General features: G+C 70.0%; 27 protein-coding genes and 1 tRNA gene. 22 read left to right on the top strand and 6 right to left on the bottom strand.

Going from position 1 to position 25,885, the window contains the following annotated elements:
- Complete coding sequence (locus IE231_RS16805; protein ID WP_189695150.1) at positions 1 to 474, bottom strand: FHA domain-containing protein FhaB/FipA; 474 nt, start codon at positions 472 to 474, stop codon at positions 1 to 3.
- Positions 471 to 1,193 (bottom strand): FHA domain-containing protein, encoded by a 723-nt coding sequence (locus IE231_RS16810; RefSeq protein WP_189695151.1) that lies wholly within the window; start codon positions 1,191 to 1,193, stop codon positions 471 to 473. Before IE231_RS16810 ends, IE231_RS16805 begins: the two co-directional genes overlap by 4 nt.
- A 288-nt stretch (positions 1,194 to 1,481) precedes the next feature.
- On the opposite strand from IE231_RS16810, the gene IE231_RS16815 reads away from it, so the two are divergent.
- Positions 1,482 to 1,564 (top strand) — tRNA-Leu (locus IE231_RS16815).
- A 115-nt stretch (positions 1,565 to 1,679) separates the two neighbouring features.
- On the opposite strand, the gene IE231_RS16820 is transcribed toward IE231_RS16815, so the two are convergent.
- Entirely contained in the window at positions 1,680 to 3,155 is a 1,476-nt protein-coding gene (locus IE231_RS16820; protein ID WP_189695180.1) for a lipase maturation factor family protein, read from the bottom strand.
- Between the two features lie 70 nt (positions 3,156 to 3,225).
- Here IE231_RS16820 and IE231_RS16825 point away from each other — a divergent pair, with 70 nt between their 5' ends.
- Both IE231_RS16825 and crcB read left to right on the top strand, forming a co-directional pair.
- Positions 3,226 to 3,858, top strand: coding sequence for a fluoride efflux transporter FluC (locus tag IE231_RS16825; protein ID WP_229867314.1), 633 nt, complete (start codon positions 3,226 to 3,228; stop codon positions 3,856 to 3,858).
- Positions 3,855 to 4,232 (top strand): fluoride efflux transporter CrcB, encoded by a 378-nt coding sequence (gene crcB, locus IE231_RS16830; protein WP_189695152.1) that lies wholly within the window; start codon positions 3,855 to 3,857, stop codon positions 4,230 to 4,232. Before IE231_RS16825 ends, crcB begins: the two co-directional genes overlap by 4 nt.
- Before the next feature lie 18 nt (positions 4,233 to 4,250).
- On the opposite strand, the gene IE231_RS16835 is transcribed toward crcB, so the two are convergent.
- Together IE231_RS16835 and IE231_RS16840 are read right to left on the bottom strand one after the other, a co-directional pair.
- A complete protein-coding gene (locus IE231_RS16835; protein ID WP_189695153.1) occupies positions 4,251 to 4,787 on the bottom strand; it encodes a YbhB/YbcL family Raf kinase inhibitor-like protein in 537 nt (178 codons plus the stop codon).
- An 85-nt stretch (positions 4,788 to 4,872) separates the two neighbouring features.
- A complete protein-coding gene (locus IE231_RS16840; protein ID WP_189695154.1) occupies positions 4,873 to 6,420 on the bottom strand; it encodes an MFS transporter in 1,548 nt (515 codons plus the stop codon).
- 75 nt (positions 6,421 to 6,495) lie between these two features.
- Here IE231_RS16840 and IE231_RS16845 point away from each other — a divergent pair, with 75 nt between their 5' ends.
- The 19 genes from IE231_RS16845 (at position 6,496) to IE231_RS16935 (ending at position 25,031) form a co-directional block, all read left to right on the top strand.
- Positions 6,496 to 7,035, top strand: coding sequence for a TetR/AcrR family transcriptional regulator (locus IE231_RS16845; RefSeq protein ID WP_189695155.1), 540 nt, complete (start codon positions 6,496 to 6,498; stop codon positions 7,033 to 7,035).
- Between the two features lie 74 nt (positions 7,036 to 7,109).
- A complete protein-coding gene (locus IE231_RS16850; protein ID WP_189695156.1) occupies positions 7,110 to 7,799 on the top strand; it encodes a GntR family transcriptional regulator in 690 nt (229 codons plus the stop codon).
- Positions 7,800 to 7,900: 101 nt separating this feature from the next.
- Positions 7,901 to 8,779: a VOC family protein gene (locus IE231_RS16855; protein WP_189695157.1), complete on the top strand. Its 879-nt coding sequence runs from the start codon at positions 7,901 to 7,903 to the stop codon at positions 8,777 to 8,779.
- 120 nt (positions 8,780 to 8,899) lie between these two features.
- Positions 8,900 to 9,754 (top strand): fumarylacetoacetate hydrolase family protein, encoded by an 855-nt coding sequence (locus tag IE231_RS16860; protein ID WP_189695158.1) that lies wholly within the window; start codon positions 8,900 to 8,902, stop codon positions 9,752 to 9,754.
- 5 nt (positions 9,755 to 9,759) lie between these two features.
- Positions 9,760 to 11,505: an FAD-dependent monooxygenase gene (locus IE231_RS16865; RefSeq protein ID WP_189695159.1), complete on the top strand. Its 1,746-nt coding sequence runs from the start codon at positions 9,760 to 9,762 to the stop codon at positions 11,503 to 11,505.
- 253 nt (positions 11,506 to 11,758) lie between these two features.
- A complete protein-coding gene (locus tag IE231_RS16870; RefSeq protein WP_189695160.1) occupies positions 11,759 to 12,763 on the top strand; it encodes an ABC transporter substrate-binding protein in 1,005 nt (334 codons plus the stop codon).
- Positions 12,764 to 12,770: 7 nt separating this feature from the next.
- Positions 12,771 to 13,547, top strand: coding sequence for an ABC transporter permease (locus IE231_RS16875; RefSeq protein ID WP_189695161.1), 777 nt, complete (start codon positions 12,771 to 12,773; stop codon positions 13,545 to 13,547).
- Positions 13,540 to 14,376 carry an ABC transporter permease gene (locus tag IE231_RS16880; protein ID WP_189695162.1) on the top strand — a complete coding sequence of 279 codons (837 nt, stop codon included), beginning with the start codon at positions 13,540 to 13,542 and terminating at the stop codon, positions 14,374 to 14,376. Before IE231_RS16875 ends, IE231_RS16880 begins: the two co-directional genes overlap by 8 nt.
- 50 nt (positions 14,377 to 14,426) lie before the next feature.
- The gene (locus tag IE231_RS16885) at positions 14,427 to 15,266 is read left to right on the top strand and encodes an ABC transporter ATP-binding protein (RefSeq protein ID WP_201896961.1); all 840 of its coding nucleotides are present in this window, start codon (positions 14,427 to 14,429) and stop codon (positions 15,264 to 15,266) included.
- A 213-nt stretch (positions 15,267 to 15,479) separates the two neighbouring features.
- A complete protein-coding gene (locus IE231_RS16890; protein WP_189695163.1) occupies positions 15,480 to 15,779 on the top strand; it encodes a hypothetical protein in 300 nt (99 codons plus the stop codon).
- The gene (locus IE231_RS18570) at positions 15,776 to 15,877 is read left to right on the top strand and encodes a single-stranded DNA-binding protein (protein ID WP_189695164.1); all 102 of its coding nucleotides are present in this window, start codon (positions 15,776 to 15,778) and stop codon (positions 15,875 to 15,877) included. The genes IE231_RS16890 and IE231_RS18570 overlap by 4 nt, the downstream gene beginning before the upstream one ends.
- A gap of 158 nt (positions 15,878 to 16,035) precedes the next feature.
- Positions 16,036 to 16,329: a hypothetical protein gene (locus IE231_RS16900; protein ID WP_189695165.1), complete on the top strand. Its 294-nt coding sequence runs from the start codon at positions 16,036 to 16,038 to the stop codon at positions 16,327 to 16,329.
- 323 nt (positions 16,330 to 16,652) lie between these two features.
- On the top strand, positions 16,653 to 17,201 hold the full coding sequence (locus IE231_RS16905) for a hypothetical protein (RefSeq protein WP_189695166.1): 549 nt from the start codon (positions 16,653 to 16,655) through the stop codon (positions 17,199 to 17,201).
- A 626-nt stretch (positions 17,202 to 17,827) separates the two neighbouring features.
- Positions 17,828 to 18,505 (top strand): ATP-dependent DNA ligase, encoded by a 678-nt coding sequence (locus tag IE231_RS16910; protein WP_189695167.1) that lies wholly within the window; start codon positions 17,828 to 17,830, stop codon positions 18,503 to 18,505.
- A gap of 107 nt (positions 18,506 to 18,612) precedes the next feature.
- Positions 18,613 to 19,974, top strand: coding sequence for a site-specific integrase (locus tag IE231_RS16915; protein WP_201896962.1), 1,362 nt, complete (start codon positions 18,613 to 18,615; stop codon positions 19,972 to 19,974).
- A complete protein-coding gene (locus IE231_RS16920) occupies positions 19,971 to 21,704 on the top strand; it encodes a hypothetical protein (RefSeq protein WP_189695169.1) in 1,734 nt (577 codons plus the stop codon). Before IE231_RS16915 ends, IE231_RS16920 begins: the two co-directional genes overlap by 4 nt.
- A complete protein-coding gene (locus IE231_RS16925; RefSeq protein WP_189695170.1) occupies positions 21,701 to 23,746 on the top strand; it encodes a site-specific integrase in 2,046 nt (681 codons plus the stop codon). Before IE231_RS16920 ends, IE231_RS16925 begins: the two co-directional genes overlap by 4 nt.
- A complete protein-coding gene (locus tag IE231_RS16930; protein WP_189695171.1) occupies positions 23,743 to 24,144 on the top strand; it encodes a hypothetical protein in 402 nt (133 codons plus the stop codon). Before IE231_RS16925 ends, IE231_RS16930 begins: the two co-directional genes overlap by 4 nt.
- Before the next feature lie 278 nt (positions 24,145 to 24,422).
- Positions 24,423 to 25,031 (top strand): class I SAM-dependent methyltransferase, encoded by a 609-nt coding sequence (locus IE231_RS16935; RefSeq protein WP_229867320.1) that lies wholly within the window; start codon positions 24,423 to 24,425, stop codon positions 25,029 to 25,031.
- Between the two features lie 63 nt (positions 25,032 to 25,094).
- Here IE231_RS16935 and IE231_RS16940 read toward each other — a convergent pair whose 3' ends face one another.
- Complete coding sequence (locus IE231_RS16940) at positions 25,095 to 25,727, bottom strand: hypothetical protein (RefSeq protein ID WP_189695172.1); 633 nt, start codon at positions 25,725 to 25,727, stop codon at positions 25,095 to 25,097.
- Between the last annotated feature and the right edge of the window lie 158 nt (positions 25,728 to 25,885).

Here is a 25,885-nt window from a genome sequence, read left to right on the forward strand (position 1 = left end):
TCAGGGCCTCAGCTCGATCACGGTCTTGCCGATCCGGATCGGTACGCCCAGCTCAACGGGCTGGGCGCGGGTGAGCTGCTGGTCGGCGAGGTAGGTGCCATTGGTGGATCCGAGGTCCTCGATGAACCACCGGCTGCCCTGCGGGAAGAGGCGGGCGTGGCGCCCGGACGCGTAGTCGTCCTCGAGGACGAGGGTGGCCTCTTGGGCGCGCCCGAGCAGCACCGGCGTGCCTTCGAGGGGCACGCTGGTCCCCGCCAGCGGACCCTCGACGACCACGAGACGGCCGGCGTGCTGCCGTGCGGGAGGCTCGGCCAGCTCGGGGTTCCTGCGCACCTGGCGCGCCGTGGGAGCACCGGTCTTGTTGCGGCGCCCGATGGCCAGGTCCCGGCGCATCGCGCCCACCACGCTGAACACGAGGAGCCACATGAGCACAAGGAATCCCAACCGCAGAGCGGTAAGGGTCAGGTCGTTCACGCGTTCCCTCCCCGGGGTGCCGGAAGCATGCGGAAGACGATCGTGGTTCGCCCCATCCTGATGGTGGTGCCGTCGTGGAGTTCGGCGCTTCCCTCGATCCGGTGGCCGCCGATGTAGCTGCCGTTCGTCGAGCCGAGGTCCACGGCGTAGGTGGCGCCGCCTTCGCGGCGGATCTCGAGGTGCCGCCGCGAGACCCCGGTGTCGTCGACGACGATGTCCGCCTCGCCCGAACGGCCCAGCACCACCGAGTCGGCATTGAGCGAGTAACGCTGCCCGTCGATCTCGAGGACCGGAACGAGGGAGGTGGGCTGGCGGCTCGGCGCCGCGGGGACGTGGGGGCGAGAGGCGCCCTTCTCCGTGCTCGAGACCACCTCGAACTCCCCAGCCTTGAGGGAGGCATCGTGCCGGAAGGTGAAGCGGACCGGGCCCTGGAGGGTGTAGCCCTGGGAGCGCGCGTGCTTGACGGCCACATCGCACAGCTCCTCGGCAAGCGGCTGCCCCCACCCGCGGGCCCGCTCGAAGTCGGCGTCGGAGAGGTGCGCCTCGAAGACATTGGGCGCGAGGGTTCGGTCCTGGTCGAGGGCGAAGGCCTGGCGGTCCATCTCGCGCCGGAGCCGGCTCGCGATTTCGACGGGCTGGACCTGGCCCTTCGTGCCGGTGGTGAAGACGCCGTGGACAGCCTTCTCGAGGCCGCGCTCGAGCCTGTCGAGCAGTCCCATGTGCCCCTCCTCTCCGGTCTCCGCCGCGCTGACTCCGCGGGGCTGGCTGTGCACAGTCCTCGTCCGATACTACTGGGAGCACCTCCGGATCACCTGATCGGGCCGGCCGGGCCGCGTTGTCCCGCAGCGCACGACGGCGCCCCGCACCGTACGCTCTCCGCCGACGGCGCAGCTCCCCGCCTCAGGCGCCCGCACCCGGTGATTTCGCAATCGGCGTTTGGCTCGGCTATGCTGGTTCTCGCTGCTTTCGCGGGTTCGGGCTCGGCCCGGTCGTCGCGGGAGTGCTGCGCGCGAGTGGCGGAACGGCAGACGCGCTGGCTTCAGGTGCCAGTGTCCGAAAGGGCGTGCGGGTTCAAATCCCGCCTCGCGCACCGCTGAAGGACCCCCGGCCAGGACTGTCTGGCCGGGGGTCCTTGCGTTTCCAGAGCCTCCGGGTTCCCCACGACCCCGCTCGGCGAGGGGGATGAGGCGCGTCCCCGGCTTTCTTCAGTCCCCGTCGCGCAGGGTGATCGGACTGATGAGCAGCCGTAGCGGCGTGACGACCCACCGGTTGCCCGTCTCCCGGAACTCCGCGTGGGTCGAGAACTCGTACAGCGCGTTGCGCACGCGGACCCACTGCGGCCGCTCGCCGTGGAACGGGTCTTCTCGCAGGAGCTTCAGGGTGGCCGGGTCAGCGCGGAGGAGCTTCATCAGGAACGTGTAGAACCAGTCCTCATGCACCGTGCGCAGGGGAAGGAACCACATGAGCCAGTCGAGCCGCAGATGGTACGGCGCCCACTGGCGCGGGATGCGAGTGGGCTCGCCGGGCTTGCCGCGGAAGCGGTACTCGCGCCAGTCGGCGTCGGAGGCGGGCACGGCGTCCATGGTCCCCTCCACGATGATCTCCACCCGGTTCTTCGTCACGGACCCGAAGGCGCCGTACGCGTTGACGAGCTGCCAGCGGTTGAACGCGGCGTTCATGAGCTGGTGGCTGGAGAGCAGGTTCCTCGCCGGCTGCCAGGACAGCACCACGAGCAGCACGGACGCGGCCATCACCACGATGACCCACGCCCACGTGACGGGATCGCCCGCGGCCGGCCACGCGGTCGTCCGAATGTTCCACGACGCACTCGAGAGGTCTGCGGGGATGACGGGGAGCAGCCAGTGCACCGCCGAGTCCCCGACCGCGGCGAAGGCGAGCACGATCGCGGACCAGTTCAGCCACGCGAAGTTGCCGGAGAGCACGAGCCACAGCTGGGTCACGACCACCACGGCCGCCGCGATCGTCCCCACCGGCTGCGGGAAGAACAGGAAGAACGGCACCACGAGCTGCGCGACGTGGTTGCCCACCACCTCCGCGCGGTGCATCCACTTCGGCAGGAGGTGGAACTGTCGTGAGAGCGGCCCGGGCATGGGCTGCGTCTCGTGGTGGTAGTACAGGGCGGTGAGGTCTCGCCACTCCGCGCCGCCGCGGATCTTGATCATCCCGGCGCCGAACTCGAGGCGGAACACGAGCCACACGAGCAGGATGAGGATCGGCCGCGGGGGCGGGACCTGGTCCGAGCCGAGGAACGCGACCGTGAACCCGGCCTCGAGCAGGAGCATCTCCCAGCCGAAGCCGTAGAACGTCTGCCCCACGTTCACTATCGACATGTACAGGCCCCACAGCGCGAGGAACGCCACGAGGGGCACCCACCAGGGCCCCATCTGCGGCACGCCGAGCACGAGAAGCGCCGACACGACGAGCCCTATGGCGCAGAACCAGCGGAACAGCCGGTCCGAGTAGCCGTACCGGAACAGGGTGGGGCGGCGGAAACGGTGGAATCCCGCGAGATAGTCCGCCGAGGGAAGCAGGCCGTGCTCGCCGACGAGAGCTGGGAACTGGTTGAGGCTCGAGAGGAAGGCCACGAAGAACAGTGCCGCGACCCCACGCTGCAGCACCCAGCGCGCCACCTCGGAGTCGGTGGCGGCGAACCACGTCATGAACGCGTCCACGCTCCAACGCTACGCCGGGCGCCCCGGCCTCAGGCAGGGGCGGTAGGCTCTATCCGCCGTGACTTCCGATCCCCGCGCCGGTGAGGGCGCCGCTCCAGAGGGGCCCGTGCACGACGCCGGGGCCGCACCTCCTGCTGCCCACGTGGCGTCGCACGCCGCGTCGCGGCTGCCGGCTCCCGCGCGGTTCGCCCACCCGTTCTCGCCCGCTGTCCTCGCGCTCGTGTTCGCGGGGGGCGTGCTGGGGGCGCTGTCGCGGTGGGCGCTCGGCATGGCGCTGCCCGCGCCCGGCGGCTGGCCCCTGCCCACCCTGCTCATCAACCTCGCCGGCGCCCTCGCACTCGGGGCGCTGCTCGAGTCGCTTGCCCGCCGCGGCCCGGACGTGGGCGTCCGCCGGCTCGTGCGCCTCACGGCCGGCACCGGCTTCCTCGGGGCCTTCACCACGTACTCGACGCTCGCCGTGGACGGCGCCCGCCTCTTCGCGGGCGGCCGCGCGGCCGACGGCGCGTGGTACCTCGCGCTGTCCCTGCTCGGCGGCGCCGCCGCGACCCTGCTCGGGGTGGCGGGTGCCGCCTGGCTGCACCGCGAGGACAGGCGCGGGCTCGCCGCCGAGGCCCACGTAGCAGCGCACCCTCACGCCGGGCAGGCCCCGACCACCGAACGGGTCGCCGAGAGCCGGGAGGGGCGCCGGTGAGCCCCGCGGAGGCGCTGCTGCTCGGAGCGGCAGGCGGGATCGGCGCCGTCGTGCGCTACGTCCTCGACACCGCGGTGAGCCGGCGCGTCAAGGGGCCGCTGCCGCTCGCGACGATGGGCATCAACGTCACCGGCTCGTTCGTGCTGGGGCTCATCGCGGGTGCGGTGCTCTCCGGCGTCGCGGACCCGGCCGTCCAGACCGTGCTCGGCACGGGATTCCTCGGCGGGTACACAACCTTCTCCACTGCGAGCTACCAGAGTGTGAGCCTCGCGTTGGGCGGCCGGTGGGCGGCCGCCGTCGTCAACGGGGTGGGGACGCTTGCGCTGTGCCTCGCTGCCGCGGCAGCGGGGCTCGCGCTCGGCACCCTGCTCTGACGCACGACGCCGTGCGGGCTACTCGATCTCGCCGGTCACCATCATCACGGCGCGCCCCACCGTGTGGAAGAAGATGTTGAAGCCGAGGAAGGCCGGGGACGCGTCGGGCCCCACGCCCAGGTCCTCGACGTCGAGGGCGTGGACGGTGATGAAGTAGCGGTGCTGCCCGTGCCCGGAGGGCGGCGCGGCCCCGACAAACTGGGCGGTGCCGCCGTCGTTCTTGAGCTGGAAGGCCCCTTCCGGCAGCTGGTCCCCAGCCGCCGTGCCGGCCCCCTCGGGCAGCTCGGTGGCGGAGGCGGGGATGTTCGCCACGGCCCAGTGCCAGAAGCCGGACTGGGTGGGGGCGTCGGGGTCGAAGACCGTCACGGCGTAGCTCTTGGTGCCCTCCGGCGCGCCGGACCAGGCCAGCTGCGGGGAGATGTCCTTGCCGCCGGGGACGTCGAACGCGCCGGAGTACTGGGCGGCGGGCCAGGGGGCGCCGTCCGTGACCGTGGTGCTCGTCACGGTGAAGCTGGCCGTGGGCGGGATGCGGTCAAAGGGGTCGTTGCCAGTCATGCGTCCGATCCTAGGCCCGTGTACGGCGGCGATCCTAGGCCCGGAAATGGTGGGTTCTGCAGGGTTGAGGGCCCGCGGACCCTGCTCAACCCACCATTTCGCAGGGCTGTGCGCGGCGCAGGGCCCTGAGCACGATCAGCGCGGCGGCGAGCACGAGCGCCGCCCCGATCGCGGACGTGTACGCTACGCCGGAATCGAAGGCCCGGTGGGCGGAGTCCAGCAGCGCCGACGCGGCGTCGGCGGGCAGGGAACGGGAAGCCTCGACGGCGCCCGCGAGGGTCTCGTGCGCCCGCGCGGCATCCCCGGCCGTGAGCCCCGCGGGGACGTGGACACCAGCACGGTACGCGGCGCCCAGCACACTGCCGAGGACGGCCGTGCCGAGGACCGCGCCGAGCTCGTACGCGGTCTCCGAGACGGCGGAGGCCGCGCCGGCCTTCGCGGCCGGGACGGCGCCGAGGATCAGGTCGTTGGAGAGGGTCTCCGCAAGCCCCACCCCCGCAGCCGTCACAGCGAAGCCGGCCAGGATCGCGGCGAGCGACCCCCCCTGCCCGAACGCGAGCACTATGCCGTAGCCGGCCGCGTTGAGCAGCAGCCCGGCGACCATCACGCGCCAGGCGGAGAACCGCGCTGCGAGCCGCACCGCGGCGAGGCCCGCCACGATCGACAGTGCCGTCCCGGGCAGCATGAGCAGCCCGGCCTCGAGCGGTTCCTTCCCGGCCACGAGCTGGAGGTGCTGGGCGAGGAAGTACATGAACCCCACGAGCGAGAAGATGCTCAGCAGGTTCGCCGCGAGGCCAGCGCTGAAGGCCGGGCGGGCGAACAACCGCACGTCCAGCATCGGCGTTGCCCCGCGCCGGGCCCGGCCCAGCTGGCGCCGGACGAATGCTGTGCCGAGCGCCAGCCCGGCGAGGATCGCGCCGACGGCGAGAGGGCCGGCGTCGTGCGCGAGCTCTTTGATCCCCCACACGAGCACGACGGCGCCGCCCACCACGAGCGCAATGCCCGCCGCATCGACGGGGGACGGCGCTGGGTCGCGGGATTCGGGCACGAGGACGGGGGCGAGGAGCAGCGCCGGGACGAGCATGGGCACGGCGATGAGGAACACCGAGCCCCATGAGAAGTGGGCGAGCAGAGCGCCGCCCGCGAGCGGGCCGAGCGCGGCGCCGCCGGAGAACACCGCCGCCCACACGGCGACTGCGAGGCGGCGCTCGCGCGCGTCCGTGAAGATGTTGCGGATCAGGGACAGGGTGGCGGGCATGATCATCGAGCCGAACACGCCGATGAGGGCGCGGGCCGCGATGAGCTGGCCCGGGGTGGCGGCAAATGCGGCTGACGCTGAGACGGCCGCAAAGCCGGTGGCGCCCAGGAGAAGGATGCGGCGGCGGCCGATCCTGTCGCCGATGGAACCCATCGGGACCAGGAGGCCCGCGAGGACGAGGGAGTAGACGTCGACGATCCACAGCATCTCGGTGGAGGTGGGCTGCAGGGCGAGGGAGATCGCGGGAACGGCGAAGCTCAGCACCGTGTTGTCGACGGCGATGAGCAGCACTGGGAACATGAGCGCGGTCAGTGCGAGCCAGCGGCGGGCGGATGTGGTCCGGGGGGATGCCTGGACCGCAGAGGTCTGGTTCATCGGGGCTCCTTGAGAGATCTTCCAATAACTATACCGTCCGGACGGTATGGATACAACGGCACGTACAGTGTCCCTATGCCGAGACCCCCGAAAGCGCGTGCGGCGATCCTCGAGGCCTACAAGGGCCTCCTTGTCTCCGACGGCGAGCGTGCGGCGACCATGGACGCCGTCGCCGCCGCTGCCGGCGTCTCCAAGGGCGGGCTCCTCTACCACTTCAAGAGCAAGGAATCCCTTGCGGACGCCCTTCTCGAGCGGCTGCGCACGGCCGCCGCCGAGGACCGCGAACGCATGGCAGCGTCTGAGGAAGGACCGTCCCGGTACTTCGTCCGCACCTCCGTGAGCACGGGCTCGGACCTGGACATGCTGTTCGTGGCGGCCGTGCGCCTCGCCCAGTCCGGCTCCGCCGCGGCGTTGGCGGCCCTCGAGGAGTTGGACGCCGCTTGGCTCGAGCTCATCCGCGGCGAGGTTCCGGACCCCGCGGCTGCTGCCGCGATCATGCTCATCGGGGAGGGGCTCTACCACTACTCGTCACTCGCCGGCACGTGGCCGGAGGCGGCCTTCGGGACGGGGGTCGAGGGGCTGCTCGGAGTTGTGGACCGGTTGCGGGAGGGATAAGGTTCCGACTCGCCGCACGGTCAGTGCATTCGCAGGTCCGTTATGCCAAATGAGCGCCTTGGTACAATTCGCCCATGGCCAAGAAAACCGACGCCGAGACCCTCTCGAAGCACCTCCACGATGCGCTGCGCCGTGACATTCTGGCCGGGCGCTGGAGCCCAGGGGCCAAGCTGCAGCTGACGGCCCTGTCGCAGCACTACGAGACGAGCAGCACTGTGGTGCGTGAGGCGCTCACGCGGCTCGTGGGGGACCGGCTGGTCCAACTGCGCCCGAACCGAGGATTCTTCGTGCCCGAGCTCTCACTCTCGGAGCTCGAGGACATCACCGAGATGCGCTGCGTCAACGAGGAACTCGCGGCGCGGCTCGCCATCGAGCGCGGCACTCTCGACTGGGAGTCCGAGCTCATCGCTGCACACCACACACTTGCGCGGACCCAGCGGCGCGACCCTGAGGACCCGGATACTCATACGGAGGCCTGGAACGAGGCCCACCAGGCGTTCCACGCGAAGCTCGTCGAGGCCTGCGGCGTCCCCGTGCTGATCGACCTCACGTCGGTACTCTCCGACCTCAGCCAGCTCTATGGCCGTTGGGCCGGCGTTGCGACGCGCCACGCGGACCGCGATATCGAGCAGGAGCACCGCGACATCCTCGCGGCGGCCTTGGCCCGGGATCCCCGCCTCACGGCCGCGCTCCTGCGGGCGCACTACCAGACCACCATGGCGGCGATCCGCAGCGCGGGGGAAGTCGGCATGAAGGTGGGCTGATCAAGGCCCAGCAAACTTTGCACTATCGGTAGATAATGCAAAATCCTTAAGATACTGTGTTCCTCGGGAACGTCGAATGACGGCCGAGCGAAGGAGCGCGCATGTCTTGGGGACTGATCAGCGAGATGGGCCACGTGGCCATCCAGACTACGGACGTGGCCGCATCAGTGGCCGATGCCACTGAGCTGCTGGGCCTCCGGGTCACCGAGCGCACCTCTGACGGCAGCGTCTACCTCGCCGCAAACGCGGTGCACCACGAGCTCGTCTACGTCGAGTCGAGCCGCAACGGCATCCACGCCCTCGGCCTGATCGCCCGCAACGGCGACGCCCTCGCCGAGGTCCGCCGCCGGGTCGAGGCCGAGAACCTGCCGGTCCTCTCCGAGCGCCCGATCAGCGCCGGCGTCGCGGACGGCTTCGCGTTCGTGGGCCCCGAGGGCTGGATCTTCGAGGTCTACACCGGCATGCAGAAGTCGGACCCGGGCGCGCTCTCGTTCGGGCCCGACCGCTACGGGCACATCAACTTCCACCCGCAGGACGTCACGGGGATGATGAAGTTCCTCTCGCGCGTCTTCGACTTCCGCCTCTCCGACGTGATCGGGGACGACTTCGCGTACTTCATGCGCTGCAATCCTGACCACCACGGGATCGCGCTCATCAAGGGCCGCGGCACCTTCCACCACCACGCGTGGCAGACCCAGTCGGTCGGGGACATCGCGAAGCTCGGCGACCGCCTCAACCGCAAGGGCCGCGAGCTCATCTGGGGCCCGGTGCGCCACGGCGCGGGCCACAACATCGCCGCCTATTACGTCGAGTCCTCAGGCGCCGTCGTCGAGCTGTACACGGACCTCGAGCAGATCTACGACAACGACCGAGAGCCCGTCATCTGGGGCCAGGACGACAACTGGTACAACATGTGGTCCGACCGGCGCCCCGACGACTTCCGCACGTTCGGGATTCCGCCAGTCGACCACCGCTTCTGACCACCGCTTCTGACCAGCGCTGCCGGCCGGGACTTCTGGCTGCACGCGCACGACGGTGCCGCCGCGCCGCCCGCTGACACGCACCGCCCGCTGACCTTCACCACCTACGAAAGGCCTCCCATGAACTACGTCTCCTTCACGACCCCCGACGGCGCCGCGACCTGGGGCGTTGCCCTCGACGGCCGTGTCCACGACCTCGGCCCGACCGGCGCGAACGTCGCCGGGACCCTCAAGGACCTCGTCGCGGACGGCCGCTTCGGCACGCTCGCCGAGGAGCAGGTCCGCGACGCCCCGGCGTTCGACGAGGCCGACGTCGCCCTCCTGCCGCCGATCACGGAGCCCGGGAAGATCCTGTGCATCGGCGTGAACTATGTGAGCCACCAGCAGGAGACCGGCAGGACGAACCAGAAGGCCCCGACGGTCTTCATCCGCTTCGCCGACTCCCAGATGGGCCACAACGCTCCGGCGCTCATGCCGGCCTCGACCACCCAGTATGACTACGAGGGCGAGATGGCCCTCGTCATCGCCAAGGACGCCTATCGCGTCAGCGCCGACGACGCGTGGGGCTACGTGGCCGGGTACGCCGCCTACAACGACTTCTCGGTGCGAGACTGGCAGCTCGCCGCGACCCAGTGGACCCCGGGCAAGAATTTCCCGGGCACGGGCGCGTTCGGCCCCTACCTCGTCCCGGCCGCGGACCTCGGAAGCGTCGACGAGCTCAAGCTCGAGACCCGCGTCAACGGAGAGGTCCGCCAGAGCGCCTCGGTCGCGGACCTGTACTTCTCGATCCCGCAGATCATCGAGTACCTCACCGCATGGACCAAGCTCTCCGCGGGCGACGTTGTCGTCACGGGGACACCGGGCGGTGTGGGCCTGTTCATGGAGCCCAAGGGCTTCCTGTCCCCCGGGGACGTCGTCGAGGTCGAGATCACCCGCCTGGGCACGCTCACCAACACCGTGGCCCTGGACGCCTGAGTGCCATGAGCGAGCCACTCACCCCGGAACGCGTCACCGAGGAGCGCGTGGACGTCGACGTCGTCGTGCTCGGCGCCGGCCCCACCGGCCTCACCGCCGCGTGCCTCATGGCCGATGCCGGACTGACCGTCGCGGTCGTCGAGCAGCACCCCGGTACGGGCGATGAGCCACGCGCCATCAGCGTCACGGACGAGTCGCTGCGCATCATGCAGCAGCTCGGCGTCCTGCGCGAGCTGGCCTCCGAGACGCTCATGGACACGGGCGCGCGGTACACGGGCCGACGCGGGCAGGTCCTCGCCGAGGTCCGGCCGCCGCGTCAGCGCCTCGGCCAGCCCGGCAAGAGCCAGTTCGACCAGCCCGTCATGGAGGGCCTCCTCTGGAAGGCCGCGGCCGCCCGCCCAGGGATCGTGATGCATTTCGGCACCGAGGCGACGGGCCTGGCGCAGTCCGCCAGCGGCGTCCAGCTCGAGGCCGTGCGCCGCGGGCCGCGCAGCGAGGGCTTCCGCGGAGACCTTGCCCAGGACGCCGCGTTCGCCGCGGAGTCCGCCGCCGGGGGAGGTGACGTGGTCCACGTGGGCGGCGGCGCGCCGTCGTCGGAGGGGACCGCTCCGGACGACGCCGCGTCCTCGCCCACGGCGGTGACGTTCCGGGCGCAGTGGCTCGTCGCATGCGACGGCGGGCGCAGCTTCGCACGGAAGGCGCTCGGGATCGGGCTCGAGGGGTCGACCCAGGTCGAGAAGTGGATCGTCGTCGACCTGCTCGACGCGGGCGAGGGCGAGCCGTACGCGTCGTTCCACTGCAACGGTCGGCGGCCGGTCGTCGTCGTGCCCGGCGTCCATGGGCGGCGCCGGTACGAGTTCATGCTGCACCCGGGCGAGGATGAGGCCGCCATGCTCTCGGCCGAGTCGATCCGCGCACTCGTGGGAGAGCACCAGGACGTCGGGCGGCTCCGGGTGCGGCGCGCCGCCGTGTACACGGCGCAGCAGCGGCTCGCGGCACGGTGGCGCGACGGGCGCGTGCTCCTCGCGGGCGACGCCGCGCACCTTATGCCGCCGTTCGCCGGCCAGGGCCTCAACGCCGGGCTCCGCGACGCCGCCGCGGCCGCATGGCGCGTGGCCGAGGCCGTGCACGGGCGTGCGGGGGAGGCGCTGCTCGACTCTTACGAGCGCGAGCGCAAGCCGCACGCGGGAGAGATGGTGCGGCTGTCGAAGCGGATCGGCTCGATCGTCATGAGCACCAACCCGCTCGTGTGCGCGGTGCGCGACGCGGTGATCCCCGCACTCGGGATCGTGCCGAGCGTCAAGACGTGGCTCACGACGATGAAGTTCCTGCGGCAGCCGCGGTACCACGAGGGGCTCGCGGTCCCCGTGGCGCCGGCGGTTCCAGGGCCCGCCGCGGACCTGCTCGGGCGCGCGCTGCCGCAGCCGGACGTGGTGCCTGCGGAGGGCGGCGCCGTCGTGAAGCTCGACTCCGTGCTCGGGCGGGGCTTCGCGTGGATCGCCGTGACCGGGCCGGGGCAGCTGACAGTGACGCGCCCGGGGCAGGCCCCTGTCGCGGTGCGGACGGTGGCCGGAGCAGTTGACGCCGCCGTGCTCGACGCCGCCGGCGGCCACGAGCTCCTCATCCGGCCCGACCGGTACATCGCCGCCGTCGTGGCGCCCGGTGGACGCCCGGACGTCTACGGGGCGCTCGCGGACGCGCTGCCAGCGATGGCGGAGCACTTCGCAGGGGCCACGACGGCACTGCGGTAGCGGGGCACAGGCAGCGGGGTGCGCGACGGCGGGTGGCCGCCGTCGCGCGCGGTGTCGTCAGGCGAGCCGGACGGTCACCGTCTTCAGCTCCTCGAGACATGTGACTCTTGCAACATCATCGTACTGAAGATACATTGCTAACAGAGAAATACATTCTTAGGCGGATGATGCACATGATCCGCAGAGAACCCCGGTTCCGCCCCTTCCCGGCACCCGATGCGGCAACGCCGCCGAATCACGCAGGAGACACCACATGTTCACTCGACGCACGTTCCTGGCCCGCAGCGCGGCCGTCGTCGCCATCGCCGCCAGCGCGTCCCTCGGGCTCGCCGCGTGCGGCGGTGACGCCCAGTCCGCCACAAGCGGCGGGACCACCAAGCTCAAGATCGCGGTCGCCCCGATCCAGTTCGAGACCGCCTACATCGCCCAGCAGCAGGGCTTCTTCGCCAAGCAGGGCCTCGACGTCGAGATCGTCCGCGGCGCTGACCCGGCCGCGCTCCTCGCGCAGGTGGTCTCGGGCGACGTCAACATCGCCATCGGCTCGTGGATCAACGTCGCGACCTCGGCCGCCAAGGGCGTGCCGGTCAAGGTGATCGGCGGCAACGGCATCGTCGACCCGAAGGCGGACAACTCGGGCATCCTCGTCCCGAAGGGCTCGTCCGTCAAGAGCCTCAAGGACCTCGCGGGCAAGACCATCGGCGTCGTGGGCGTCAAGTCCGGCGGCGACATCCCCGTCCTCCAGGCACTTGAAGCGGCCGGGGTCGACGTGAACTCGGTCAAGGAGGTCGCGATCCCGTACGCCGGCATGCAGGCCGCGCTCGAGCGGAACACGGTCGACGCCGTCGTCCCCGTCGATGCGTTCTACCACCAGATGATCTCGGCCGGCTACACGAGCATCTCGAACCCGGTGCGCGAGTTCCAGGCCAACATGCCCGTGACGGTGTGGACCACAACCCAGCAGTGGCTCGCCCAGAATTCTGCGACCGCGAAGAAGTTCGACGACGCCATGACCGCGGCCGTCTCGTACTTCGATGACCCGGCCAACCTCGAGGCTGTGCGCAAGGTCAACGCGGACGTCAACCAGACGGACATCTCCAAGTCGCCCACAGCCCTCTTCAAGGCGGACGTGACGGTCAACGTCAAGGAGGCCCAGGACGGCGTGGACGCCATGAACCACTTCGGCCTCCTGACGAAGGCCGTCTCGGTCAAGGACATCCTGTGGGACCAGGCCCCGCAGCGTGCCGCCGCGGGCAAGTGAGCCGACCATGACCCGCCTCTCGACCAACGGTGCGTGGCTGCTGGCCCAGCGCGTGCTCGCGATCGGCGTCCTGCTCGCGGTGTGGCAGGTGATCGTCGCCGCCGGCCTGGTGCCGTCGATGGTGCCCGGCGTCGGCGCCGTCGTGGCCGCGGCCGTGGCCTCGCTCGTGAACCCCGCCTTCTGGCAGGCCCTCGGCGGGACGCTCCTCGCGGCCCTCGCCGGGTGGCTCATCGCGACCGTGGCCGGGGTGGTGCTCGGCCTGCTCATCGGCTCGATCCGGTTCCTTGACCGCTCCACCTCGATCCTCATCGACTTCGGCCGCTCGTTCCCCGTCCTCGCGCTCATGCCAGTGGTCATCATGCTCCTGGGATCGAACACCCGCATGGAGATCGTGGTGGTCGCGCTCAGCGCGCTGTGGCCGATCCTCATCCAGACGACCTACGGCGCGCGGCGCCAGGAGGCCGCGGTCGCGGACACTGTCGCGGTGTTCCGGATCCCGCCACTCCTGCGATTCCGCCGCGTCCTGCTCCCCGGCGCGCTGCCGTTCATCGCGACCGGCGTGCGGATCTCCTCGGCCATCTCGATCCTCGTCGCCGTCGGCGTCGAGGTCATCTCCCAGGCCCCCGGCATCGGGCGCCAGATCACCCTCATGCAGCAGAACGCGAGCTGGGATGTCGCCTTCGCGTACCTGCTGTTCACGGGCCTCGTCGGGTGGACCCTCGCGGTGCTCCTGCACAAGGTCGAGGCCCGTGCGCTGACCTGGAAGAGGCAGATCGATGACTAGCACCACACTCCGCGCCGCCGGTCCGCGTCCCGCGCGCACGACGCCGCGCCGCCCCCGCCGCTCCCGGCCCACCCTGGGCGGAGCGATCATCCAGGGCTCGTGGCTGATCGTGGTCGTCGCGGCCGCGTGGTGGTTCGCGACCGCGAAGAGCGCGAACTTCTTCGTCCCACCGCTGCCGACGATCCTCCAGGCCCTCATGAGGGACCTCGGCAACGGGGTCATCGCGGCCGGGGCCGCGTACTCCCTCGGGAACCTGTTCGGGGGCCTCGCGATCGCCATCGTCGTGGGGATCGCCCTCGGCATCCTGCTGGGGGAGGCGAAGTGGCTGCGCGACGTCGTAGACCCGATCATCCACTTCTTCCGCTCGATCCCGCAGGCCGCGCTCGTCCCGCTCATCATCGGCACGTTCGGGATCGGCCAGGGGCCCAAGGTGGGCACCATCGCATTCGCGTGCATGTGGCCCGTGCTGCTGAACACGATCGACGGCGTGCTCGGCGTCGAGCCGACCGTGCGCAAGTTCGCGCGGGTCTACCGGATCCCACGCGGGCTGTACTTCCGCCGGGTCGTCCTCCCGGCGGCGCTTCCGCAGATCATGGCCGGCATCCGCGTGGCCCTCCCGATCGGCATCACGGTCATGGTCGTGTCCGAGATGTTCGCCTCGACCGAGGGCCTCGGCTTCTACATCCTCAATTCCTCGGCCACGTTCCAGGTGCCCGAGACGTGGGCGGGCGCGCTGCTCGTCGGCGTCGTGGGCTACATCCTCTCGATGCTGTTCGTCCTCGTCGAGCGCCGCGTCCTGCGCTGGTACCACGCCTCGGGTGCCCAATGAGCACGACGCCGTCCACCTCACCTCGGTCTCAAGCCACCCCAGGAGTTCCCATGACCATCCAGGACCAGCCCGTCCAGGACGCCACCGTCCTGCCGGCCCCCGTGCAGCAGGCGCCGGCCCATGATGGGGACGTGATGACCGTGCGCGGGCTCAGCATGAGCTACGGCGCCGGCGCCTCGTTCAACCCGATCCTCGCCGGCCTCGACCTCGACACCGCCGCCGGCGAGTTCGTGGCGATCGTTGGCCCCTCGGGGGTCGGCAAGACGACGCTGCTGCGCTGCCTGTCCGGGCTCATCCGGCCGCAGTCGGGCACCATCACGGTCTCCGGTGACGTCATCGACGGGCCCCACCCGGACCTCGCGGTGGTGTTCCAGGACTACAGCCGCTCGCTCATGCCCTGGATGACGACACTCGAGAACATCGCCTTTCCCCTCCAGGGCAAGGGCATGGGCAAGACGGAGCGGACCGCCGCGGCCGAGAAGAACCTCGCGGCGGTGGGCCTCGCCGGCCAGGGCCACAAGTATCCCTGGGAGATGTCCGGCGGCATGCAGCAGCGCGTCGCGATCGCCCGGGCGCTCGCGTACGAGGCGAAGGTCCTGCTCATGGACGAGCCGTTCGCCTCGGTCGATGCGCAGACCAGGTTCGACCTCGAGGACCTTGTCCTGAACCTCCAGCAGGAGCTCGGCGTGACGATCCTCCTCGTCACGCACGACATCGACGAGGCCCTCTACCTCGCGGACAAGGTCGTGGTCATCGCGAACAAGCCCGCATCGGTCGTGGACGTCATCGAGACCGGGTTCGGCGACCAGCGCGACCAGCTCGAGACGAAGGCCGACCCGCGCTTCGCCGAGGCCCGCGCCCGCATCATGCACCGGCTGCGGAAGGACTGACGCCTCGAGAGGCGCGCGCTCGCTCGGGCGCAGCGGAGGGGCCGGGTCAATCGACCCGGCCCCTCCGCTGCGAGACGACAACACCCCCGACGGGATCCGCCGCTACGGCCAGGCCAGGCTGCAGGCCTGGCTGAAGAAGCAGGGCGCGCGCAGCAGCGCCGCCGTCGCCGAAGCAGCCGTCGCCGCGGCCCGGGAACAGCACACGATCGACCCATGGCCCCGTACACGAAGGAACTCGACCAGGCCTGGATCGAAGGCCGCACCACCCAGCCAGAGCCCGCAGCGACGGAGCAGCAGGCACAGAGCCTGCACCCGCAGGTCCACGCCCTCCAGCACGCCCTCGCCCAGCTGAAGGCCGCACGGTACTGGCCCCAGGCAGACCCCGACGTCCAGGACGCCGTCCGCGCGGCCGCCGCGGCGATCGCCGACGAGCTCGCCCACCACACCCACCCCGACGACACCGGGACCGAGGCAGCTCCTCAGGCCGCCGGGCCCAGGGCGGGGAGGCCGTGACCGTCACCGGCAACCTGGTCGCCGCGCCCCGGCTCGACCGGACCCCGGCCGGGACCCCCGTCGCGAACTTCACCATCGCCACTGCACCCCGCGTCTAGGACCGGCAGGCAGGGGCGTGGAAGGACGCCCGCACCAGCGCCGAGCTCGACGTCGACGAGCTCGGCGCGAGCGTGAGGGTCGCCCCCGTGACCGTCGCCCGGCGCCCCGGACGCCGCGACCAGGCTCCCACACAGGCCACCGACGAAGGGACAGCACAGTGAGCGAGGCCGACACGATGACCAGCCCGGCCCCGCGCTGGTGGGCGGTCAAGTACACCGCCGTCCCCGACCCCATCGAGGCCGACACCGACTACTGCTTCGGCACTGCAGCCGAGGCCGCCGAGCACGGGCAGCCCTGGGCCGTCCTCGAGCACCCCGCCGCCTACACCGCCGGGCCCGTCAGCCCCGGCCACTACATCACCGCCGGCCACCACGACGATGCGGCCTACTGCCTCGCCACCCGCGAGCCCGTCCGCGACGAGGACCGCGGCACCTGGTACCGCTTCTCCTGACCACCCGGCCCCCCGGGGCCACACCACAGCGACCATCACGAGCACCGGAGGAAAGCACGGCATGAGCGCAGAGCACATGCCACCGGCCAGGACCACCCCGCGCCCGCAGCCCTGGCCACCGAAGGCCACCGAGAGGCCCGCGAGCTGGCCGAGGCTGCCCTGGAATGGCAGACCCTCGCCGGCCAGGAATGGGACGGCGACGGGAGCGCCAGAGACTTCCAGCCCCGGCCCCACGGCTCCTACCACGAGGACCTGGAGGGCCACGACGAAACGGCAGCGGCTACGTCCTGCCCCATCCGCTGACCGACCACCGGATCGCCCACATGGTCAAGGCCATCTCCGTCCGCCTGGACCTGCACGCTGACTTCGACGAGCTCAGCACCGCCGTGCAGGCCGTGACCCGAGCCGTCTCCGACGAGGCCGCCCGCCTCGTCGCCGAGCGCCACCCCGACGAGGCCGCCGGGGTCGAGTATGCACTCTGGGGAACCCCGGCCGTGCGGTACGACGGGACCGACGAGGAGCAGGCGGCCCTGTACGAGAAGGGAATCCCCGAGCACTCCCTCCTCAACACCGCCGTCACCGCCACACCCGGAGGCATCATCGCCGTCACCAGCATCCGCGCCCAGAGGGCCGCAGCAGCCGTCCAGGCAGAACCGGACAGCCGGGACCAGGACAAGGCCAACACCCTGCCCCAGCACGCCCCGGCCGCCGACGCCCGACTCACCGAGGACGAGATCGCCCAGATCCGGGCACTGCAGGCCGCAAGCTTCCCCACCAGCCCCGGAACCCACCAGCCCCAGCGTGCCGGCACCCCCACCGCAGCAGCCCGCACCGCACCGGCCGCGGCCGCCGACCTCGGACACGGACGCTGACCCGGCGCCCAGAACGCCGGGCATCCGGGGAACGTCGGCCCCTGGGCGGCCGACCACACTTCCGAAGGCGACGAACGGGTTCTCGACGATTTCAGCGCCATAGGCGTCGCGCATCCAGGTGCGCACCCATCGATAGGCGATTTGGACGGGCATATCCAGTAGGCACCCGCTGACCAGTTGGTCATAGGTCGAGATGAGCTTCTGATTGTTTGACCGCATGTCAGGCCACTCTTTGCGAATGTCATTGCTGGGCCTCCAGCGAAGGGGGCCGCTCACGCTGGTCCAGCCGTCACCCTCGATCACGGCCCCGGGATTCTCAGGCGAGATCTCGGCCAGGGGAGTCACAGCATGGGCCACGGCGTTGCGAGCGAAGCGCAGGCCATTGATGATCTGTCCGTTCGGGTCCTTCTCCCGGGCGCCCTTGTATCCGGCCGTCTTGTGGAACTGCTCATCGAAAGCGCAGATCCAGAACAGCGCTTGGGCGGCGCGCACGTGCCAATGAACGCCGGGGCGGTCAATGCTTCCGACCGCATGCTGGACTCCTTGGAGGGTGAGGTCAAGCCCGTAGGTCCACTGCGGGGCAGCTGTCGTAGCGCCGTCCATGGCAGGCAGTCTACGGTTTGGGCATGTCCACTCCCCGGGCCGCTCTGCTGGGCGGGCCGTTCGAGCTCGCCCTGGCCAAAGCCGTCCCGTCGGTCCCCACGCGAGCGGGGATCCAGTACGAGCCCAAGTGGGACGGTTTCCGCGCAGTCGCCTGCGTCGGGGAGGGGACGGCGGTCATCTACTCCCGGAACGGCACTGACCTCAGCGCACGCTTCCCTGAGCTATCGGCCGCGGCCGCCGACCAGATTCCGGACGGCTGCGTGCTCGACGGCGAGGCGGTGATCTGGGGAGGGGACCGGCTGGATTTCGACGCCCTACAGCGCCGCCTGGGCGCCAGCCCCGCCACCGCCCGCCGCCTGGCAGCAGAGCAGCCGGCCTCCTTCGTGGCCTTCGACGTCCTCGCCGTGCTCGGCCGCGACGTACGCACCATGCCCCTGTCAGACCGCCGGCGCCTGCTCGAGGAGCTCGCCGCAGGACTCGCGCCACCGCTGGAGCTCTCACCCGCGACCACCGACCGGGCCGAGGCCATGCGCTGGTGGGACGAGCTCGCCCACACCGGCATCGAAGGCCTGATGGCGAATTCCCTGTTGAATGAGCGTGTTGATGCCGTTCGAGAGGGAGACGATTCGTGCCGAGTTGGCGTGTGTACTGGGTTCCGGCAGGGGGGTCCGTCGCGTCGACGGCTCGGCTGTCGGCTCTAACTGGCCGAGAGGATTTCGCGGGCGAGGAGATGCTTGCGGGTGCCCGGCCCGGGACCCCGATCATGCTCTCTCCAGGACATCAGGTCGATGGGCGCTTGGCTCGTTTCATGGTCCGTTCGTCCTTTGCCCGGTTGGAGCAGGAGACCAAGCGGAACTACACGACTGACTACTGCGTCTTCTTCGACTTCCTCTGGCGTCGGGATAAGCACTGGGATCAGGCGACGGCCGATGACCTGTGGGACTTCGAGGACTGGCGTACCCGGTCGCTGAGCAACCCGTATCGGGTGGGGGGCGCGCGCTGGAACCGTGGATTGGCAGCCTTGGGCCGCCTGTACTCGTGGGCGGCCAGCCAGGGCTATGTACGGGAAAGCCCGATCGAGACGAGGGAAGCAGTCGGGCGGCGCGGCCAGATCGTGGAGGTGCCGGCGGCTCGGGCAAAGGATGCGAAGTCGTCTGATGTGCATTGGCTCACCCCGAGGCTGTTCAGGCGCTGGGTCGATGTCGGCCTGCGCGGGTTCTCCTCCGATGGTTCACCGGACCCGGGGTGGCGCGGGCGAATGGACGACCGGAATTCGGCCTTCGCCGACCTGCTGTTCTCGTCCGGGCTGCGGCTGACCGAGGCCGCTTCGCTGCTCGCGCTCGAGGTCCCGCAATCAGCCCCGAGTGAGCGCCGATACCACCCGGGCAGGCTGGCCCCCGCCGTGACGAAGTCGAAGCGCGCCCGCACCTTCTACGTCGCGACCCGGGTGGTGGGCGAGATCGAGGCCTACTGCGAATCGAGCCGGGCCGCGGTGGTCCGTCGCGCCCAGCGCCAGGGCCGATACGACGCTCTCGCCCAGATGCGCCTGGTGACATCGGTCTCCGGGCACCGGGTGAAGGTCCTGCGCTGGCGCGACCGCGACGGCGTCATCGGGGAGACGGCGCTCTCCCGGGCGGGCGTCGAGGAACGGGCGACGCTCTTCATCGAGGGGCCGGAGGGCCCGGAGCCGCTGTGGCTGTGGCTGAACCAGTCCGGCCTGCCGTTCCGGCCGCCGTCCTGGGAGGGAGTGTTCCGTTCCGCGACAGAGCGGTGCGCAGAGATCTTGACCGGGGCGGCAGCCGAACCCCCGTTCTGCACTCCGCACATGTGCCGGCATTCCTTCGCGCTCTACATGCTGGTCGCGCTCCACCACGTGATGGATGTCCGGCTCGGCCTGACTCCGCAGGAGCGCCGGGACTTCCGCCTCCTGTACGGGGATCCGTGGCGGATGGTCCAGGACCTGCTCGGGCACGCGGATGTTGAAACCACACGTGCCATCTACCTCGCACCCGTCTCCGACCTCCAGCTGAGCTCGCTGATCTCCTCGCCGGCGACCGGGGTGGCCGACGCCGGGAACTGGGCGGTCGAGGACATCTCCTGGATCCTTTCAAGGCTCGCGAGCGAAACCGGGCGGATCCAGGACCTGCGCGAAGACGAGGTGCTCCAGTGAGCGGGCGAGGACGACGGGCCGCGCTGCCGCACGAGCCGCACCACCGGCCGGTCCGACGCCCGCACGAGGGACTGGAGGTCGAGCACCGGGACCGGAAGGGCCGGACGGCGACATTCAGCTTCGATCAGATCGCCGTGGGGGCTGAGCTGCAGGAGGCCTTCGCGCGGTGGTTCGCCCAGAAATGCGCGCCTGGCGGCGGCTGGGACTCCCTGGAGACCAGCCGGGCGATGTGGTGGCTCCTGCTCGCCTTCGGCCGATTCTGCGCCGAACAGGACAGCCCGCCCCAGCTGATCGCAGACATCACCCCGGCATTGTGGAATCGGTGGAGGATGCGACGGCCCGAAGGGCGCCACGGCTACGCCCAGGTCACCTCGCTCGGAGGCTTTCTGCGGAGGCAGCCCGAGCTCAGCGAGGCCACGAGAGCCGCGATGGCCAGACGGCTTCCCCCGGTCAAGACCGGCGAGCGAGCCCTGTCCCCGGAGGAGTATGAGGAGCTGCGTGCCGCGGCGCGGAAGACGTTCCGGTCGGCACTTCTGAGGATCCGGGCCAACACCGAGCATCTGCACCGATGGCGGGTGGGGGACTTCGAGCAGGGGTCACGGGACTGGGTGGTCGGGGAGGCACTTGACTCTCTGGCCCGCACCGGCTTCATCCCGCACACGATGATGAAGAAGGGCTCGAGGTACTTCATCGCCCGCTACGTCACAGCGCTCGGGGGCGGCGACCCGCAGCAGACGTGGATGCGGCTCTTCTTGTCCCGTGCCGAGGCCTACGCCCTCGCCCTGCTCCTGGTCATGGAGTTCGGCCTCAACGCCACAGTGGTGTCGGAACTACGCACGCCGCGCGCCATGCCAGACGGCGCAGTGGACGCGGTCCCGATCTATCGGATGGAGCTGGAGAAGCGGCGGCGGGGAGCCGGCCGCCAATTCGAGACCCGCAATGTCCCTGACACTGGCGCCGACACAGCGGGCCGGCTGATCACCAGGGTGCTGGAGGCCACCGCACCTGCTCGGGCCTTCGTCACCTCCGTCGACAGCACCTTGGACTTCCTGCTCGTCTGGCGCAACATCCTGCCCGGGCCCCGGAACGCATCCCCGGTGAACCCGTTCGGCATCGGCCTGACGAACAACGCGGCCGAGGGATGGCTCCGGGAAACCGGACTGAGCGGTGCCCGGATGCGCAGGCTGCGCAAGACCGTGAATGCGCTCCATCGCCGGGAGCACGGCCAGAACAGCCAGGACACCCACGACGCCATCTACGTTCTCCCCGAGCCCCAAGTGCAGCAGGCATCCATCCCGGTCATCGCCGAGGGCGCCGAAAGCGCCCTCGCCCACGCCCGGCACGCCGTCCTGCGCGCGCAGCTCGCGGACACATCGGAGACGGGTTCCCAGGAGACTCCCACCGCGGACTGCGCCGACTACGAGAACAGCCCGTTCGGCACTCAGGGAATAGGGTGCACGGTCTCATTCCTGATGTGCACGGCCTGCCCGAACGCGCGCATCCACCCGAAGCACCACCCGCGCCTTGCCCACCTGCACCGCTCCTTGGCCAGCCTGCGCTCCGCCTTGGGCGAGGAGAGCTGGGCAGCCGATTGGGGCAATCCTTTCCTGCGGCTGGAGGACCTCAGGCTGCGGCTCGGCGACCAAGTCTGGGCAACCGCCCTGGCCAACGTGACCGCCTCCGACCGAGAGATCGTCGGCAGGCTCCTGGAAGGACAGTACGACCTATGACCGCCTCCTTCGAAGAAGCAGTCCCATACCCGGGACCGCAGGCCGACGCCGTCCTGCCCAGCCAGGTCGCCAATGGATTCACCGGCCCGGTCCCAGGCTACGCCGACCCGTCGTGGAGCCTTGCGGCCTTGGCGCACGCGCCCGGGGCATCGCGCCCGACGATCCACTGGGAGACCGTCCCGGAGGCCTTCCGGGAGGATCTGAGGCACCTGACATGGCTGCTGATCAACGCCCCGCTCCCGGCCAGCTTCCTGATCGGGAAGCCCTCACGGTGGCGCACCACTGTCTCCCCCCGGCAGGTATACCCGACCGTGGAGAGGTGGCGGGCGTTCTGCCGGTGGCTGGAGGCCAGGGGCCGCGCGTCCCTGACCGCGTGCACGCCTGCAGACCTGCGAGCCTATGCCCTCCACGTCGGCAGAGATCGCGGAATGTCGCGCAGCTCAGCCCAGAAGGCCCTCGCGGCACTGACACGGCTATGGGCGCTCGACTCCTCGAACAACTCCCCGGCCGGATTCTGCGAGCCCCCATGGATGAGCGAGGGCGCGGACGACTTCCTCCCCGCCGGGTCGTCCACGGGCGAGAACTCGACCGAGCCGATCACGCCGGAGGCCATGGGCCCGCTGCTGGTCTGGGCGCTGCGCGTGGTCGAGGACTTCGCCGAGGACATCCTCTCCGCAGTCCGACGAAAAGAGGAGATACTCGCCACGAGCGCCCGGACCGCCACCACCCCTGAAGGCTGGGCTGCGCTCGAGGCGTATCTGGGGCGCTTCGTCGCCGAGGGCGTCTCGCCACCGAGCATGGCGGCCGGGAACAGGACAGGGCTCGCCGCCAAGTACATCTCCTATATGACTGGCGCTTCCATCCGTCAGGTCCATCGGCAGACGGTCGAGGGCCCATGGAGGGACCAGCTCCTGGCCGCAGACGGACCCGCTCCCGTACTCGCCGAGCTCTCCGGCAAGGTCGAGGGCCGACCTTGGAAGCACTCCATCGATTACTCGGAGGTACGTTCCCTCAGGACCCACCTGACGACTGCGGCCTACATCGTCATCTCGTATCTCACAGGCATGAGGCCGGGCGAAGTCCAGGGGCTGGAGAGGGGGTGCTGCCCTCAGCCCGAATCGGGGCGTCATCTGATCCGTGCGACAGTGTTCAAGACCGCCATCGACGACGCAGGCAATCACGTCCCCCAAGGGATCCCCCGCGAGGTCCCCTGGGTGGCGATCGACCCGGTGGTCCGGGCTATCCGTATCGTCGAGAGGATGGTCCCCGAGGGTTATCTCTTCGGCAACTGCTCGACCTCTACGATGAACAGCCGGATCGAGAGGTTCAGCGCATGGGCCTCGGACCTCGCCCGAGCCTTGGACCGTCCTCACGAGGCAATCCCCGAGGACAGGCACGGCCCGGTCGGAGCCTCCCGGTTCCGTCGGACTCTGGCCTGGCACATCGCCAGGCGCCCCGGGGGGCTCGTCGCCCTCGCCGTCCAGTACGGCCACATGCGCACCGCCATGAGCGCCGGGTACGCGTCCCGGAGCCGGAACGGGATCCACGACCTGCTCGATGTGGAAACGGCACTCGCCGTCGCCGACACCCTCGCCTCCCTCAACGAAGACCTCGAGAACGGCACCGGGATCTCGGGGCCAGCCGCCCGCAGGGCCGTCAACGCCGCGCAGCACGCCCCCGAATTCGCCGGGACCATCGTCACGGCAAGGCAGGCACGGGCTCTCCTGGAGAACCCGGCGCTGACCGTCTACGAGAATCCCTCGGCCATGCTCATGTGCGTGTACAGGGCAGACCGCGCGCTCTGCAACCGCGTCGCCGTGCGCGAGGCTCCCCGCCTCGACCGATGCGTCTCCTCCTGCGCCAACATCGCTAGGACCGACGGCCACGCGCATCTCATGAGGCAGGAGGCCGACTCCCTCGAACGGCAGGCCCCGCTGTCGCCGCAGCCCCTCCAGCACCGGCTCCGGGCCCGCGCCGAGAGGCTCCGTGAGGGAGCCGACCTGCATGACCGCTCGCGAATCGTCCTAGAGGAGGCCGAATGAGCCCGCTGCCCGATGAACGCACCCGGATCAAGGCCGCCATGGACCGGATCCTCGACGGCACGCCCGAGAACTCCGACGGCGCATTGACCGTCGTAGCCCTCGCCACTGAGGCGGGAGTGCCCCGGAACGCCCTCACCCAGCGGCACCCCGACCTAAAGAACCTCTTCTACGAGAAGGTCCGGGCGCGCGGCGGGACGCCGGACAGCGAGAGACGCCTCAGGCGGGAGACGGCCAGGCTGACGCGGCTGCGGAAGGACGACAAGGAGCAGATCCGACAGCTGAAGGAGGACAACGAAGCCCTCGTCAGGGCCCTCCACCTCGCACAGCTGGAGAACGAAGAACTCCGACGCCAGCTCGCCGAATCCAGAGGGAAGGTCCATGCCATCGGCAGCCACTGACGCGGACTACGTTCCATCAGCCTTCGGTACGAAACTGCAGATTTCCGGCTATGTGAACCCGAACGAGGACCAGGGCGATGGCTTGATTCGGGACCAGTCCGGGGCGCTGTGCCGGTGACTCGGATGTTGCTCTCGTCGTGCGCTCACCGTGCATCTCATCGCGCGGGGTAAACGTGCCCTCGGCCGCCCCAAGCCGTTGGGGGACATGGAGCGCACCGCAGGGCGCGTTGATCGGCCGGCTTGCGGACACAGGCCGCTCCGCTCCTAGGCTTTGCCTTATGGACTCTGTCATCCACCCTGCTGATCCGATGCGTGATTGGTCGGCGTATAACGCTGCCCAGGCTGCTCGGGCGCGGCCACGCGAGCTGCTCGGACCAGCGCTGGCGGCAGCCGGTACTGCCCAGGGACGTGTAGCTGTCGAAATCGGCTGCGGTGCTGGCATCGAGGCCTTGGAGATGGCAAGGGCCGGCTGGAGCGTTCGAACGTATGATCGGGATCCAAGTGTCGTGCCTCTGATCGCCGAGATCGGCAGGCGATGGCCCGTGGTCCACACTCAGGTGGACATCGCTGCGCTGAAGACGCTGCCGCAAGCCGGGCTGATCTTCTCCAGCGCCGCGCTGCCGTACATCGCCCGAAGCGGCTTCCCGGCTCTCTGGCAGCTGCTCGTGAGCGCCCTCCTTCCGGGCGGCGTACTGGCGGTTGACCTGTTTGGGGATCGGGACGAATGGTCTTCTGGGCCCGGCACCTACCTGACCCGTGCCGAGGTGGAATGCCTCGCATCAGGCCTGGAGACCTTGAGGCTCGACGAAGAGGAATACGACGGACCGGCCTTCTCTGGGCCCAAGCACTGGCACCTTTTCACCCTCATCGCGCGCCGTCCTGCTTGAGGTACTGCTGGCGGGCACCATAAGGGATGGTTACCGACGCCGAGGAAATGGGCCGGGCCAGCGCTAGACGATGGCTCCGTTGTTGATCTGTAGGTGAACGGAGCGGCGGAACCCTCGGGTCCCGATTGCGATCGTGAGCCCTGCTGTCGCGGCCCCTCCCGCGTGAATCCAGGATGACGACCAAGATCCTTCCGGTGTGGGAATAGCGAAGGCGACGACGACCGCCGCGAGTCCCAGCAGAGCCTCCACCGCAGCCTGCAACGGCCGGGCACGGTATTCGGGGTGGGCCAGCCGGAGGAAGGGGATGATCGGCAGCAGGAAGAGACCGAGGCTGAAGGGCGGGAAGATGGCGTTGAACGTGAAAATGACCAGTCCCAGCATCAGTAGGCCCAAGAACTTCAGCAGCTGGACAAGGTCGAGCGGGTTCCCGCGCGTCCATCGACTCAGCAGCAGCCCCCAGGCCGGAAGGCCGAGAAGCCAACCGCCGGCCCAGAAGCCCACATCCAGCCACGCCAAGATGACGAGCAGGGCACCCGGCAGCAGGAAGGCCACGGTCTGCCGCAGCGACGGGAAGGTCTGAAGAGGGACGAAGATGCACGCTCCTATCAGGAGATAGGCAGCCACGTAGCCCGGTAACAGCTCGGTTGCCGGCACCTGGGACAGCCCAAATACCAGCAGCGTCAGCGCGGCGACCACGACGCAGACCCCTGCAAAGGTCCACGGGCAGCGGTCCCGGGCAGCGTTTACAGGCTCTTCGCGTTTCGTCGGGAAGTGAGCTCATGCCGTAGGGCGTGAAGGGGCTCGTGGTCCTGCTTGGATGAGTGGTGTCTAAGCATTCTTCCGGAACAGGATCC

Origin of the sequence: Sinomonas cellulolyticus, from assembly GCF_014656475.1 — a bacterium.
Lineage (GTDB): Bacteria > Actinomycetota > Actinomycetes > Actinomycetales > Micrococcaceae > Sinomonas > Sinomonas cellulolyticus.

Coding starts and splice junctions, on each gene's coding strand:
- IE231_RS16810 (WP_189695151.1), bottom strand. CDS start 1,193: ATGGGACTGCTCGACAGGCTCGAGCGCGGCCTCGAGAAGGCTGTCCAC.
- IE231_RS16820 (WP_189695180.1), bottom strand. CDS start 3,155: ATGACGTGGTTCGCCGCCACCGACTCCGAGGTGGCGCGCTGGGTGCTG.
- IE231_RS16835 (WP_189695153.1), bottom strand. CDS start 4,787: ATGACTGGCAACGACCCCTTTGACCGCATCCCGCCCACGGCCAGCTTC.
- IE231_RS16840 (WP_189695154.1), bottom strand. CDS start 6,420: ATGAACCAGACCTCTGCGGTCCAGGCATCCCCCCGGACCACATCCGCC.
- IE231_RS16845 (WP_189695155.1), top strand. CDS start 6,496: ATGCCGAGACCCCCGAAAGCGCGTGCGGCGATCCTCGAGGCCTACAAG.
- IE231_RS16850 (WP_189695156.1), top strand. CDS start 7,110: ATGGCCAAGAAAACCGACGCCGAGACCCTCTCGAAGCACCTCCACGAT.
- IE231_RS16855 (WP_189695157.1), top strand. CDS start 7,901: ATGTCTTGGGGACTGATCAGCGAGATGGGCCACGTGGCCATCCAGACT.
- IE231_RS16860 (WP_189695158.1), top strand. CDS start 8,900: ATGAACTACGTCTCCTTCACGACCCCCGACGGCGCCGCGACCTGGGGC.
- IE231_RS16865 (WP_189695159.1), top strand. CDS start 9,760: ATGAGCGAGCCACTCACCCCGGAACGCGTCACCGAGGAGCGCGTGGAC.
- IE231_RS16870 (WP_189695160.1), top strand. CDS start 11,759: ATGTTCACTCGACGCACGTTCCTGGCCCGCAGCGCGGCCGTCGTCGCC.
- IE231_RS16875 (WP_189695161.1), top strand. CDS start 12,771: ATGACCCGCCTCTCGACCAACGGTGCGTGGCTGCTGGCCCAGCGCGTG.
- IE231_RS16880 (WP_189695162.1), top strand. CDS start 13,540: ATGACTAGCACCACACTCCGCGCCGCCGGTCCGCGTCCCGCGCGCACG.
- IE231_RS16885 (WP_201896961.1), top strand. CDS start 14,427: ATGACCATCCAGGACCAGCCCGTCCAGGACGCCACCGTCCTGCCGGCC.
- IE231_RS16890 (WP_189695163.1), top strand. CDS start 15,480: ATGGCCCCGTACACGAAGGAACTCGACCAGGCCTGGATCGAAGGCCGC.
- IE231_RS16905 (WP_189695166.1), top strand. CDS start 16,653: ATGGTCAAGGCCATCTCCGTCCGCCTGGACCTGCACGCTGACTTCGAC.
- IE231_RS16910 (WP_189695167.1), top strand. CDS start 17,828: ATGTCCACTCCCCGGGCCGCTCTGCTGGGCGGGCCGTTCGAGCTCGCC.
- IE231_RS16915 (WP_201896962.1), top strand. CDS start 18,613: ATGGTCCGTTCGTCCTTTGCCCGGTTGGAGCAGGAGACCAAGCGGAAC.
- IE231_RS16925 (WP_189695170.1), top strand. CDS start 21,701: ATGACCGCCTCCTTCGAAGAAGCAGTCCCATACCCGGGACCGCAGGCC.
- IE231_RS16930 (WP_189695171.1), top strand. CDS start 23,743: ATGAGCCCGCTGCCCGATGAACGCACCCGGATCAAGGCCGCCATGGAC.
- IE231_RS16935 (WP_229867320.1), top strand. CDS start 24,423: ATGGACTCTGTCATCCACCCTGCTGATCCGATGCGTGATTGGTCGGCG.